The organism is Singulisphaera sp. GP187, from assembly GCF_900129635.1.
In the GTDB taxonomy this organism is placed as follows: domain Bacteria; phylum Planctomycetota; class Planctomycetia; order Isosphaerales; family Isosphaeraceae; genus Singulisphaera.
The window spans coordinates 3,874,071-3,887,768 of the sequence record NZ_FSRB01000001.1 but is presented as its reverse complement, the minus strand read 5'-3'; the positions used below and the strand labels follow the sequence as shown (position 1 = coordinate 3,887,768).

Genomic DNA, 13,698 nt, shown 5'->3' with positions numbered 1-13,698 from the left:
CCGTGTCGTACACTCAAGACCAGCGACACTTCGTCCTTCTTTTTCACTGTGCGGGGCCAGGTCTCGGTTTGGCCTGAGTAAAGAAGTGGGACGGGACGAGGTCAGCAACCCAGCCAGTCTCTCCGCTTGAGAATGAATTCACGAGGGCCGCTCATGAGCCGTCGAATCGGGGCCGAGAACTCGGGTCATACCAGGAATCGGGCCGTTGCCGCCGCACTCCTCTGGCCGCTCTTACTCGGGATGGGGGCCGCCCCCGGTGCGTCAGCCCAAGCCAAGCGGCGGCCGATCGAATTCAATCGCGAGATCCGGTCGATCCTCTCCGAGAACTGCTTCGCGTGCCATGGGCCTGACAAGAGCCATCGCAAGGCCGACCTCCGCCTCGATCTCCGCGAGGCGGCGCTGGAGAAAGAGGCGTTCGTTCCCGGGAAGCCCGAGGAGAGCGAGGTCATTTCTCGAGTCTTCAGCACAGCACCAGACGAGGTGATGCCCCCGCCTCAGTCGCACAAGACGCTCACCACCGCACAGAAAGACTTGCTCAGACGATGGGTTGAGGACGGGGCCGAGTATCAACCGCACTGGGCTTATGTCATCCCCCAACGCCCCGAGGTCCCGGCCGTCAAGCAAGCGGGCTCGGTTCGTGGCCCGATCGATGCGTTTATCCTTCGTACGCTGGAGTCGAAGGGGATCAATCCGTCGCTCGAGGCCGATCGGCGCACTTTGCTGAGGCGTCTCAGTCTCGACCTCACCGGCTTGCCCCCCACGCCAGCCGAGGTCCAGGCCTACGTCTCTGATGACGACCCGAAAGCCTACGAACGGCAAGTCGATCGCCTGCTCGACTCCCCGCACTATGGCGAGCGGATGGCCGTCCCCTGGCTCGACCTGGTGCGGTTTACCGACACGGTCGGCTATCATGGCGATCAGAATCAGCGGATCTTTCCGTATCGGGATTACGTGGTCGACGCGTTCAATCGCAACCTGCCGTTCGACCAGTTCACCGTCGAGCAACTGGCCGGTGACCTGCTCCCCAGCCCGACTCCCCGGCAGCTTGTCGCCACCGGTTTCAATCGCTTGAACATGATGACCCGCGAGGGGGGCGCCCAGCCCAACGAGTACCTGGCCAAATATGCCGCCGATCGGGTGCGCACGGTGGCGATTACCTGGCTCGGCTCGACTCTGGGATGCGCGGAGTGTCATGATCATAAGTTTGATCCATTCACGACCAAAGACTTCTATAGCCTGAGCGCTTTCTTCGCGGATGTGAAGCAATGGGGTGTCTACTCCGACTACGGCTACACCCCGAACCCCGAACTCAAGGGCTGGACCAACGACTATCCGTTCCCCCCTGAGATCGAGGTGGAAAGCTCGTACCTGGTGCGGCGGCGTGAACGGCTCGAGCAGCGGATCGAGCAAGTGGTGACGCGGTCCGCCGAAAAGTTGGCGTCCACTGCCGACGCGCAGCAGGCATTCGAGGCCTGGCGGAACGCGAGCCTTCAGTTCCTCGCGAAGTGGCCGGCAACCTGGGCGGTGGCTCCGGCGATCGCGGACGACAGCGACGAGGCCGTGGCCCAGGCGGATGGGAGCTTCCTCCTGAGTGGCTCAGCGAAGGAAAAGGCGAAAACGAATAAGAAAGTCAAAGATGACTTTGGTTTTCGATTGAAGCCAGGACCCGGTTGGTTGGCCTCGATTCGCCTGGAAGTGCTCCCGCACGCAAGCTACGGCGGATCGATCGTGCGGGGCGGTGCGGAAACCACGACCATCCAACTTACGGCGAAGGTCAAGTCGGCCAAGACCGGAAAAGAGACCGGGCTGACGTTCGCGTATGCCGACGCCGATCACAAGGATGAGCGTTACGCCAACGGCGCTGCGTTGCTCGGGGTGAAGGCGGCCTGGAAGACCTCGACTCGGGATCGCAAGTCTCCGCAAACCTCCGTCTGGCGGCTCACCCAGCCGATCCGACTGGCCGAAGGGGACGAGCTGATCGTCACCGTCAAGAGCGACGGCGCGGGCTGTGTTCGGCTTGCGGTCTCGCCGTTCGGGTACGACGACCCCAGGGAGCGAAGGCTCGGCACGCTGCTGGCGGCCGCCCTTCGAACGGCGCCCGAGGCGCGGACTTCGGAGCAGTCGTCGCTGTTGCAAGCTGCCTACCTGGATGGCACCGGCTGGGATTCCGCGGCCCTGGCCGAGGTCAACGGGCTCAGGCAGGACGTCGAGGAATGCCGTGGCGGCCGTGCCTTCAGCATGATCACCGAGGCTCAAAAGCCGAGGCCGATGCGCGTGCTGGGACGCGGCAACTGGCAGGACGAGAGCGGCGCGATCGTCGTGCCGAGCGTCCCCGGCTTCCTCCCACAACCCGCGAATCCCGAAGGCCGCCGGCTCACGCGGCTCGACCTCGCCCGCTGGCTCACCGCTCCGGAGAATCCGCTGACGGCCCGCGTTTTCGTCAACCGCCTCTGGAAGCAATTCTTCGGCATCGGCATCAGCAGTGTCATGGAAGATGTGGGAGCGCAGGGCGAATGGCCCGTCCATCCCGAATTGCTCGACTGGCTGGCCGTCGAATTTCGCGAGAGTGGCTGGGACGTCAAGCACGTTGTGAAACTGATGGTGATGTCGGCAACTTACCAGCAAGATTCGCGACTCCGGCCCGACCTGGCCGAGATCGACCCGGACAACCGCCTGCTTGCCTGGCATTCCCCGCGCCGGCTCGAGGCCGAGTTCGTCCGCGATAACGCCCTGGCCGTCGCCGGGCTCCTCAACCTCGAGATCGGCGGCCCGAGCGCTCACCCCTATCAACCCGAGGGGTACTATGCCAACCTGCAGTTTCCCGACCGGGTGTACAGGGCCGACGACGATCTGAGGCAGTATCGCCGCGGCGTTTACACCCACTGGCAGCGCACCTTCATGCACCCGATGCTGGCCAACTTCGACGCTCCCTCACGCGAGGAATGCACCGCCTCCCGGCCGCTCGCCAACACGCCGCAGCAGGCCTTGACGCTACTCAACGACCCGACGTTTGTGGAGGCGGCCCGTGTTCTGGCCGTGTCGCTCGTGACGGCAAAGGAGGAGTCGGACGACCAACGGATGGACCGTCTCTTTCGCAAAGTCCTGGCGCGGCCGGCCCGCGCTGGGGAGACGCGCTCGCTCTTGACCTTCCTGAACTCGCAGCGCAGCCTCTACGCCAGTCGGCCCGACGACGCCAAGAAACTGCTTCATGTCGGCCTGGCCCCAGTGCCGCCGGGCCTCAACGAGCGCGAAGCCGCGGCCTGGACGAGCGTCTGCCGGGTTGTCCTCAACCTCAATGAGACCATTACGCGGTATTAATGTGGGTGGGGATATGTTGATTGGTTAGACGCTGCCCTGGGCTACCTTTGGCCGCCCTTTCGGGGCTAAACCGGCGAGAGTCTACTTGTCATTTGTTTGAATTTAGCCCCAACGGGGCGGTCCAAGGAAGCCCAGGGCAACGCCCTGGGGAATCAATATGTTCGTGTTTGAGAGCCCTGAAAGGGCGACCTAATGGGGCATGCCAGCACGACCGGCGTCACCAGGTTATCGCTCGGATTAGGACGCCCTTGCAGGGCTTGTGAAGTTGGATATGACGATTTCCCGGGGCGTTGCCCCGGGCTTCCTTGGGCCGCCCCGTTGGGGCTAAGACCGGCGAGAGCGTGCGTATCGCGTCGGTAAACCGCTGTAGGAATCGGTCCAGTGAGATAGGTGCTAAAGACCATGACTCACGACATTAACGCATGTCAGCGGAGCTTGTCGCGACGGACCTTCCTCGGTCGTTCCGCCTACGGTTTGGGAGGGTTGGCGCTCTCGAGCTTGCTCGAGCCGCAACTGCACGCGGCGCCCGCGGCGAATTCCGCGGGGCGCTGGCAGGGGGTGGTTCGTCCGCCGCACCTGCCGGTGAAAGCGAAGCGGGTGATTCACTTGTGCATGGCCGGGGGGCCATCCCAGTTTGAGTCCTTTGACTATAAGCCTGAGTTGAAGCGGCTCGACGGCAAGCCGTTCCCCGAGTCGTTTACCAAGGGCCAGCAACTCGCGCAGTTGCAGAATGCCGCGCTCACCGCACGCGGGTCGTTTGTCGACTTCCGCAAGTATGGTCAATCCGGTCAGGAGGTCTCGGACCTCTTCCCGAACATTGCCCGTGTTGCCGACGACATTTGCATTGTCCGATCGATGCAGACGGAGCAGATCAACCACGACCCGGCTCATGCATTCATGAACAGTGGGTCGATCATCAAGGGGCGGCCGAGCATGGGCTCCTGGCTGCTCTACGGCTTGGGGTCGGAGGCGGAGGACCTGCCGGGGTTCATCGTGCTCACCTCCTCGGGCAAAACGGGGCTTCAGCCGGTCTCCGCGCGACAGTGGTCGGCGGGCTTCTTGCCGAGTAAGTTTCAGGGGATCCTCTTCCAGTCGAAGGGGGATGCCGTGCACTACATCGGGAATCCCGAGGGCGTCTGCCAGAGCGCCCAGCGCCAGGTGGTCGAGGAGGTCAACCGGCTCAACGGTCTGCTCGCCGAGGATCGCCTCGACCCGGAGATCCAGACCCGGATCAGCCAGTACGAGATGGCGTTCCGGATGCAGTCGTCCGTGCCCGAGCTCACCGATTTCGCGAGCGAGCCGGCCCACATGCTCGACCTCTATGGTGTCAAGCATCCTGGCGATGGCAGCTTCGCCTCGAACTGTCTACTCGCCCGCCGGCTCGCCGAGCGCGGGGTGCGGTTCATCCAGCTCTATCACCGCGCCTGGGACCATCACGGGAACATCGAACCCGGCATGCGATCGGCCGCCGAGGATGTTGACCGTCCCAGCGCCGCACTCGTGAAAGACCTCAAACAACGTGGTATGCTTGACGAGACCCTGATCATCTGGGGCGGCGAGTTTGGCCGGACCCCGATGGGGCAGGGGACCGGCCGGGACCACCATATCCTCGGCTTCTCCCTCTGGATGGCCGGCGGAGGAATCCAAGGGGGCCTGACCCACGGCGCCAGCGATGAACTCGGCTACCGCGCCGTCGAGGACGTGGTCCACGTGCGTGACTTTCATGCCACCTTGCTGCACCTCTGTGGGATCGACCACCGCCGGCTCTCTTTCAAGTATCAAGGGCTCGACGTGCATCTCACAGGTGTTGAACCGGCCAAGGTGGTCAAAAAGATTCTCGTTTAGCAAGATGTGTGCACTTTTATCTCCATCTCGGCGCCCTGTTGCCGTCGGGTATGGTGATACCCGATAATAAGCTGAGATCAGGCCAGTTTGACCTGGCCTTTGGCTTTATCGATTCGATCGTCAGGGTCGCTCCATGAGACAAAATCTCTCGTTCCGGTTCGCCGCCGGGCTGATCGCCCTCGGTTTCGTCGTGTCGTCGGGGTTTGCGGCCGATCCGAAATCGGTGGACTTCGCCCATGACATCGTGCCGCTGATCAAGGATCGGTGCGCCAAGTGCCACACCAATGGAACGTACAAGGGGTCGTTCTCGCTGGACACGCGTCAGGCGACGCTCAAGTCAAAGGCGGTGGTCCCCGGCAAGAGCGAGGAGAGCGAGCTGGTCGCTCGGCTTTTGAGCGACGACCCTGAAGAACAGATGCCCCCCAAGGGGAAGGGGGAGCGGCTCACGGTGGCGGAGGTGGCCCTGTTTCGAGGTTGGATCGACCAGGGGATGCGCTGGGAAGAAGGATTTACGTTCAAGCAGGGGACTTACGTCGCCCCCTTGAAGCTGAAGCAGGTCGAACTTCCCCCCGCCCGGGACGGTCGCGACCACCCGATCGATCGGATCGTCGACGCCAATCTCGCCGAGCATCAGGTCGCTCGGCCGCCTGCGATTGATGACGCCACGTTTCTGCGGCGGATCGACCTTGACCTCAGCGGGATCTTACCCAAGCCCGAGGCGCTCGAAGCCTTCCTGAACGATTCGAGCGGCGACAAACGGGCGCGTCAGGCCCGTCGCCTGCTCGATGACAAGGAAGTTTACGCCGAACACTGGCTGACGTTCTGGAACGACCTGCTCCGCAACGACTACAAAGGGACCGGCTACATCGACGGCGGTCGCAAGCAGATCACCGGCTGGCTCTATCAATCGTTGGTTGAGAACACGCCGTTCGACCGGTTCGTCTACGAGCTGATCAGCCCCACGGCCGAGTCGGAGGGGTTCATCAACGGTATCAAGTGGCGCGGGCGGGTCAACGCCAGCCAGGTGCCCGAGATCCAGTTCTCACAGAACGTGTCGCAGGTCTTCTTTGGCATCAACATGAAGTGTGCTTCCTGCCACGATAGCTTTATCGACCGCTGGAAGCTCGACGACGCCTATGGCCTGGCCGCGATCATCGCCGAGCAACCGCTGGAAATTCACCGGTGCGATAAGCCGACCGGCCGGATGGCCGAGCCGAAGTTCATGTGGCCCGAGCTCGGATCGATCGATCCCTCGTTGTCGAAGTCGGAACGCCTGGCGCAACTGGCCCGGCTCGTGACCGACAAAGACAACGGCCGATTCTCGCGGACGATCGCCAACCGGATCTGGCAGCGCTTGATGGGCCGTGGGATCGTCCACCCGGTCGACGTCATGGCCAACGAGCCCTGGAGTGAAGACCTGCTCGACTACCTGGCCGGCTACCTCGTCGACCACAAATACGACCTCAAAGCGCTGATCGAGCACATTGTGACCGCGCAGACCTACCAGTCGCGTCCGGCCGTGCTGAAGAGCGAGGCTTTGGGGGATGATGACTACGTTTTCCGAGGCCCCGAGGTCCGGCGGATGACGGCCGAGCAGTATCTCGACGCCGTGTGGGCGATCACAGGCGCTGGGCCGAGCAAGCCGGATGCGCCGGTGAAGGGGGCCGCGGCCCGGGCGGCCGAGTCCAAGGCTCGTCCCAAGGTACGGGCCTCGATGGTCAATTCCGACCTGCTGATGAGGTCGCTCGGCCGCCCGAACCGCGAGCAGGTCGTGACGACGCGCGGCGACGTGCTGACGACCTTGCAGGCCCTCGATCTGTCCAACGGCCAGATCTTGACCGACCTCGTGACCCAAGGGGCCGCCAACCTGCTCAAGGCGCAGCCCGAGGCCACCGCCGATCATTGGATCGAGTCGATCTATCTACAGTCCCTCAGCCGCCGTCCGAGTGACGGTGAGCTCACGACCGCCCGCGAGCTGGTTGGCTTGCCTGCCACGCCGGAGGGGCTGGCCGACTTGTTGTGGGTGGTGTTCGTGCTCCCCGAATTCCAGTTGATTCGTTGAAGAATTAAAGAGGACTGTCATGGGACACCGTTTCGATGACGATCGCCACCCGAGCCGTCGCGAATTTCTTCAAGGGGTGAGCGCGGCCACCTTGGCGGCCCTGGCGATGGGCGAGCCCCGGTTCGTCCGGGGCGAGGAGCCGGTCCAGCAGCCCACGCCCACGGCCGACACCTGCATCGTGCTCTGGATGGCCGGGGGGATGGCCGCGCCCGAGACGTTCGACCCCAAGCGGTATACTCCGTTCGAGGTCGGCGTCCCGTCCGAGAAAATTCTCTGCACGTTTCCAAGCATTGATACGGCCGTCGACAACATCAAGATCTCCCAGGGACTCGAAGAGATCGCCAAGGTCATGGACCGGGCGACCTTGATCCGAGGGCACGTGGTTGCCGATCTGGGCAACATCCTCCACTCGCGCCACCAGTACCACTGGCACACCGGCTATGTTCCGCCCCAGACGGTTGCCGCGCCCCACATCGGCGCCTGGATGGCGAAGGTCCTGGGGCCGAAGAACCCGGCGATCCCCGCGTTCCTCAACATCGGTCAGCGACTCGAGGGGCACGGCGAGTCGGAGGAACTGAAGGCGTTCACGACGGCCGGGTTCCTCGGAAGCGAATACGGCCCGTTCAACCTGCCGTACCCGCTCGACGCCGTCGCGGCGGTCCGTCCCCCCAAGGGGATGTCGCGCGACCGGTTCGCGAACCGTGAGCGTCACCTCAAGGCGTTGATCGCGCAGAGCCCGCTCGGTGAGCTGGCGAGCGACTACCACCAGGAGTCGATCGTCCGCGCCTTCGAGAACGCGCATCGGCTCCTCAACTCGCCCCATCGGGACGCCTTCGACCTGACCAAGGAGCCGAAGGAGAGCTTCGAGAAATACAACACGGGCCGGTTCGGCCAAGGTTGCCTGCTCGCCCGCCGCTTGACCGAAGCCGGCGCACGGTACATCGAGGTGACGACCGAGTATGTGCCGTTCGTGAGCTGGGATACGCACGAGAACGGCCACACGACCGCCGAGGAAATGAAGAAGTCGATCGACCGACCGATCGCGCAGTTGATCCTCGACCTCGAAGAACGGGGTTTGCTCGACCGGACCCTGATCGTTCTGGCCAGCGAGTTCAGCCGCGACATGATGGTCGAAGGGGTTCCTGGCAGCACCGCGAAAGACCAGTCGCGGGCCTCGTCCGACGTCATGAAGGAGATGAAGCACTACGGCCTCCACCGGCACTTCACCGGCTCCGGGTCCGTTGTCATGTTCGGCGGCGGGATGAAGAAAGGGTTCCTTCACGGCGAGACCGCTCCCGAGCGTCCGTTGCTCACGGTCAAAGACCCCGTCTCGATCTCCGACCTGCACGCGACCATCTTCACGGCCATGGGGATCTCGCCCAAGACCGCGTTCGACGTCGAGAAACGCCCGTTCTATGCGACCGAGGACGGCAAGGGTGTGGCCGTCAAACCCTTGTTTGCCTGATCTGGCAATACCTGATGGACCGTGCCTAGAGCGGTTCCCGACCGGCTGGCGCACGGAAAAAGGGGACAGGCACCCGGCCTCCAAAGCGTTTGGTGAAATTCAAGGGCTCAGGGGCCGGGAGCCAGTCCCCTTTTTCCTCCGCTGTGCGCAATGCAAAGGAGAACCGCTCTAAGCGATGAGAGGGCACGGCCCACCAGGCGATTCGTTGTTGACGTGGATCAGGCTCTGACTCGGCGTACCACGGCCGATTGGTTCGGGTTGAGAAATAACCAGGCGATGCTGCCGGCCAGGTAGATGGCGGCGAACATGTAGAGGACCCAATCCCAGTTGCCGTTGGTCGCTCGAATGTGGGCGATCAGGTATCCGACGGCGATCGGGCAGGCGATGGCTCCGATGTTGCCCGACATGTTCATGATGGCAAAACCGAGCGCGGTGTGCCGGCCGCTGATGTCCATGGTGGCGGCCCAGGTGGTGGGCGAGGCCAGGCCGGAGAGCAAGGCACCTAGCGAAAGCATGGCGACGGCCGCGAGCGGATTGTTGACGAACGTCGCTGCCAGGGTGGCGAGGGCGCACGTTCCCAGCGAGAAGGCGGCCACGCCACTCCGGCTCAGCCAACGGCTACCGGTCCTGACGAGGATGACGTCGACGACCGGGCCGCCCAGGAAGCTGCCGACCACGACCCCGGCCAGGGGGAGCATGCTCAGGTCGCCGGCCCGCGAGGTCGCGACGCCGAAACCCTGCTCAAGGTAGGCGGGGAACCAGGTGATGAACAGGGCGTAGCCGAACGCCCGGAAGAATGCCTGGATGCAAAGCGCCCACATGCTTACGCTCAATGCCATGCTCATTAGCACCGCACCGAACGAGGTCACCTCAACGGTGCTCTTGTCCTTCGCGTGCGTAGCGACGTCGGCAAGGTCGAGCTCCGGGTCGTGGAGCCGCGACCGGATCGGAGCGACCTCGCGAATCAGTTTGAGTTCCGCGAGGTTGACGCCCGAGTGTTCGGCGGGCGTGTTGCGGAACCAGAGGGCGAAGGCCACCGCCCAGACCACGCCGACCAGCGCGTAGACCTCGAACGCGCCTCGCCAGCCGAGCGGGTCGAGGAGGCGGACGGTCAGGCCGCTGGCGATGACCGCTCCGACCGACATCGAGCCGGTGATCACCGCGCCCGCGGTCCCTCGGCGCGATTCGGGGAACCAGTCGGCCAGCGCCTTGATGATCACGGCGAACAAACCGGCCTGGGCGGCTCCCATGGCGATCCGCGACCATCGGAGCACTTCATACGACGGTGCCAGGGCCGAGGCCAAGGTCATCAGTGACCAGAGCAGCGCGAACGTCGTGAGCGTGATCCGGGCCCCGATCCGGCCCCCCAGCCAGCCTCCGGGGATTTGCAGCCAGATGTAGCCCATGAAGAAGCCGCCCAGGACATAGCCCATCTGGACGGCGTCGAGCTGGAGATCGGCCTGGATGGTCGTGGCCGCCGTGGAGATGCTCGCGCGGGTCAGGTACGACACGATCGCCGCGCCGGCGAGCATGGCAAGTACCCCCCAGCGGACGTTCGTCGGGCGCTCGGAAAGCGGACTCGTCGTCGGCTCAGGCTCAGGGGGGTCGTAGGGGGATTGCGAAGTGGTCGTAATTCAGGCCTCCAGAAAGCGGTTGAGGACGTTCGAGGTGATCCGTGACACATGGTCGTCGACCAGCACCGCACTCGTCCAGGTGATCGAGCCGGCGGAAAAGACGGCCCCGCCGCCGTCCGCCTCATAATAAGCGAGGTCGGCCCCTCCCTCGTCGGGGTTGAGCCCCTTCGCGAGCCGGACGACCCCTGCGGGTGAGCTCGGCGAGACCTTGTCGGTCTCATGCCCCGAGGCCCCCCCTGCGCAACGCATGTGCAAGCTGTTCTGGCCGAAGACATCGCCTGTTTTCAGACCTGTGCCGGCATAGATCCAATGCGCGGCGTTTGAGACCCGGAACGGGGCGGAAGTCATGATCCCCTTTTCGTCGTAGACGACCCCGAGCAGGTTGGCCTCCGACTCGCCACGCATGTGGAACCGGCTCTCGAGCCCCAGGCGGATCAGTTCGCGGGCGTCGCCGTTTTGATAGATGACGGCCGAGGGTTCGACCAGGTCGACCTCGCAGTTGATCCCATTCCCCCCCAGGTACATCAACCGCCCGCCGCGCTGATGGACCCAGGCTTTGACCCGGTCGTACATCTTCCGCGTCCAGTATTCCGGATGCGTGCTGATGATCAGAACTTTGTAAGCGTCGAGGTTGAGGACCCCCGAATCGAGCTGGGTCTCGGCATAATAGTCGTACGCGAACCGGTTCTTTTCGAGCCAGCCCAGGAGCCGCCACTCGGCGGGTGCCAGGTGGCAGGCCGCGCGGCCTTCGATCGGGTCGGTCACCTTTTCGGTCTCGGCAATGTGGTTGATCGCCTCGGGCCGCTCGAAGGAGAGGGGGGCGTAGTAGTCGCCGGCGTAGGTGACGTTCTCGGGGTCGGTGTACCGCCTCAGTTCGAGCCGAGAATTGACGATCGGGGTGGGAGGCAACTGGTCGGGGTTGATGTAGTTGCTCCGGCCACCGAAGCTGTTATAAGCATTCCAGGAGATGTTTGAGGCGAGCACCGCCACCGGGGCCGAGGGGGCGGCGGGGGCCACGATCCAGGGGAACGAGAACTCCGCGCCTCGGGCGGTGTGGGCGTGGAAGTAGTAGAGCCCGGACCGCTCCGGGGCGTCGACGTACTGCTTATGATGCGGGCTCGTATACCCTTGCTTGTTCCACTCCGCGCCGGTCTGGCTGAAATCACCGTCGGGCGTGATCTGCATCGTGGCGCGAGGGCCGTGCTCGTCGAACCAGCCGAGATTACGGATGAATTCCTTTTCGAGTCCGTACCGCCAGAGCCCGAGTTTGTACGGCTCGACCGAGTGGACCCGAAACTCCGACTTCTCGCCCGACTGGACCCACTTCGGCCAGGCGTAGCCGAGCAGGCCGTCGGTCAGCAGTCGGAACTGGACGGGTGGCCCCCCTCCCAGCTTGACTTGCACACTCTTCGAGCCATAGCCCGGTTTGGCGAGCGTGACCTTGTACGAACCGGGCTTGAGGTCGACATGAACCGAGCCGGAGGCACGCGAGCGGGTCTCGAACGAACCCGACTCGTTCTCGAACTCCAGGAGCACGTCGGGAAGAGCGACGTAGCGTTCATCACTCACGTAGCCGATCAGCATTGCAAAGCCCCAGCGCGATTGCCGCAGCGCCGGGTTTGGAAAACGACGATCATCGCTTCTGCTTCCCCGCCGAGCGTCTCGAAGACCAAGGACATCCAGCCTGCCCGCCGCAATCTTCGACGGAATCGAATTGTGACAGGTCGCACGCCCTCGCTCCAGCGGTTACCGGTCCGGAATCCGCTTGCGGCGGCTTCGCTGCGTTTCTTCTCGGGTGGGCATGGCCCACCAGTCTTGTCTTGGAGGGGAGGCCCCAGCCTTCCACCACCCCAAGAAAGCGGCAGGCTGAAGCCTACGCTCCAGGAGAAGATGAAGATGGTGGGCCGTGCCCACCCTACGAAAACAAATTCTCAGGCGAGCAAGCCTTGAACGACTCGCGCCGGCTGGCCGTCGACCAACGAGCCGTTGCCGTTGGGGCGTTTGAAGACGAGGGTTTGGTGGTCGAGGCCGAACAGGTTGAGGAGGGTGGCGTGGTAGTCGGAGTGGGTCACGACGTCGTCGACGGCCTTGTGGCCGAGCTCGTCGGTCGCGCCGTGGACGTGGCCCGCTTTGAAGCCGCCGCCGGCGAGCCACATGCTGAAGCCATAGGTGTTATGGTCGCGGCCGACGTTCTTCTCGTTCTGGACGACGGGCAGGCGGCCCATCTCGCCGCCCCAAGCCACCACGGTCGAGTCGAGCAGCCCGCGCTGTTGCAGGTCGCGAACGAGGGCGGCCGAGGGCTGGTCGACCTTGTGGCACATCGCCGGCAACTGCTTGAGGATGCCGCCGTGATGGTCCCAGTTCTGGTTGCCGGTGCAGACCTGGACGAACCGGACGCCACGCTCGACCAGGCGTCTGGCGATCAGGCAGCGGGTGCCGAACTCGCGGGAAGCCGGGTCGTCGAGGCCGTAGAGCGTTTGCGTCGCGGCCGACTCCCCGGAGATGTCGAGCGCTTCCTTGGCGGCCGTCTGCATCCGCGCGGCCAGCTCGTAGCTGGAGATCCGCGCGGCCAGGTCTTGCTCGCCGGGCCGCGCTTCGAGATGGTCCCGGTTGAACCGGTCGAGATAGTCTAGATAGCGGCGCTGGACGCCTCCCGCTAAATGAGGCGGAGGATCGAGGTTGGGGATTCGAGGCTCGGTGGGGCGGATCACGGTCCCCTGATAGAGCGAAGGGAGCCAGCCCCCTGTCCAGTTATCGACCCCGATGACCGGGAGACCACCGGGATCGGTCAGGACGCAGTAGGCGGGGAGGTTCTGGCCCTCGGTGCCCAAGGCATAAGTGAGCCACGCTCCCAGGACTGGCCGGCCCGCCGCGATTCGTCCGCCATTCAGCGCATTGATGGACTGGCCATGGTTGTTCACGCCAGTCTGCATCGATCGGACCAGGGTGATCTCGTCGGCAATTCCGCCCAGGCCGGGGAGCAGCTCGCTGAGCTCCATCCCGCATTGCCCGTGGCGCTGGAATTTCCAGGGGCTGCCCAGGAGTTTGGCGCTCGCCTGGCCGGCGTTGTCGTATTTGATGTCGCCGGTGAAGCTCGTACCATTTCGCTTGGTGAGCTCGGGCTTGGGGTCGAACAGGTCGAGGTGGCTCGGCCCCCCTTGCATGAACAAGGAGATCATGGCGCGGGCGCGTGGCGGCGCGGGCGGAGTCTTGGGGGTCAGGTCATAGACCGGCCGCACAAAGTCGGGCTTGGCCGGGGCGGCTAGGGCCCCTTCCTGATTCAAGAGCCAGGTCAAGGCTAACGAGCCGATCCCCATGCTCTGCCGGGCCAGGAAGTGGCGCCGCGATGAGACCTCGAAAGTATTGTCCGACAT

Annotated in this window: 7 protein-coding genes; 4 read left to right on the top strand and 3 right to left on the bottom strand. The window is 64.1% G+C overall.

The features are described from left to right. Positions 1 to 153 precede the first annotated feature (153 nt). The 4 genes from BUS42_RS15130 to BUS42_RS15115 all read left to right on the top strand — a co-directional run bounded on the left by BUS42_RS15130 (position 154) and on the right by BUS42_RS15115 (position 8,690). Entirely contained in the window at positions 154 to 3,318 is a 3,165-nt protein-coding gene (locus BUS42_RS15130) for a PSD1 and planctomycete cytochrome C domain-containing protein (protein ID WP_074307623.1), read from the top strand. 402 nt (positions 3,319 to 3,720) lie between these two features. After that, positions 3,721 to 5,163 carry a DUF1501 domain-containing protein gene (locus BUS42_RS15125; protein WP_074307622.1) on the top strand — a complete coding sequence of 481 codons (1,443 nt, stop codon included), beginning with the start codon at positions 3,721 to 3,723 and terminating at the stop codon, positions 5,161 to 5,163. 133 nt (positions 5,164 to 5,296) lie between these two features. Next, positions 5,297 to 7,225, top strand: coding sequence for a PSD1 and planctomycete cytochrome C domain-containing protein (locus BUS42_RS15120; RefSeq protein WP_074307621.1), 1,929 nt, complete (start codon positions 5,297 to 5,299; stop codon positions 7,223 to 7,225). 19 nt (positions 7,226 to 7,244) lie between these two features. Continuing rightward, positions 7,245 to 8,690, top strand: a complete 1,446-nt coding sequence (locus tag BUS42_RS15115) for a DUF1501 domain-containing protein (protein WP_074307620.1) — start codon at positions 7,245 to 7,247, stop codon at positions 8,688 to 8,690. Positions 8,691 to 8,908: 218 nt separating this feature from the next. Here BUS42_RS15115 and BUS42_RS15110 read toward each other — a convergent pair whose 3' ends face one another. From BUS42_RS15110 to BUS42_RS15100, 3 genes are all read right to left on the bottom strand, one after another. After that, positions 8,909 to 10,222: an MFS transporter gene (locus tag BUS42_RS15110; RefSeq protein ID WP_074307619.1), complete on the bottom strand. Its 1,314-nt coding sequence runs from the start codon at positions 10,220 to 10,222 to the stop codon at positions 8,909 to 8,911. 102 nt (positions 10,223 to 10,324) lie between these two features. Further along, positions 10,325 to 11,908, bottom strand: coding sequence for a carboxypeptidase-like regulatory domain-containing protein (locus BUS42_RS15105; RefSeq protein WP_254053527.1), 1,584 nt, complete (start codon positions 11,906 to 11,908; stop codon positions 10,325 to 10,327). A 347-nt stretch (positions 11,909 to 12,255) separates the two neighbouring features. Beyond that, entirely contained in the window at positions 12,256 to 13,698 is a 1,443-nt protein-coding gene (locus BUS42_RS15100) for a DUF1501 domain-containing protein (protein WP_074307617.1), read from the bottom strand.

Coding starts and splice junctions, on each gene's coding strand:
- BUS42_RS15130 (WP_074307623.1), top strand. CDS start 154: ATGAGCCGTCGAATCGGGGCCGAGAACTCGGGTCATACCAGGAATCGG.
- BUS42_RS15125 (WP_074307622.1), top strand. CDS start 3,721: ATGACTCACGACATTAACGCATGTCAGCGGAGCTTGTCGCGACGGACC.
- BUS42_RS15120 (WP_074307621.1), top strand. CDS start 5,297: ATGAGACAAAATCTCTCGTTCCGGTTCGCCGCCGGGCTGATCGCCCTC.
- BUS42_RS15115 (WP_074307620.1), top strand. CDS start 7,245: ATGGGACACCGTTTCGATGACGATCGCCACCCGAGCCGTCGCGAATTT.
- BUS42_RS15110 (WP_074307619.1), bottom strand. CDS start 10,222: ATGCTCGCCGGCGCGGCGATCGTGTCGTACCTGACCCGCGCGAGCATC.
- BUS42_RS15105 (WP_254053527.1), bottom strand. CDS start 11,908: ATGCTGATCGGCTACGTGAGTGATGAACGCTACGTCGCTCTTCCCGAC.
- BUS42_RS15100 (WP_074307617.1), bottom strand. CDS start 13,698: ATGTCGGACAATACTTTCGAGGTCTCATCGCGGCGCCACTTCCTGGCC.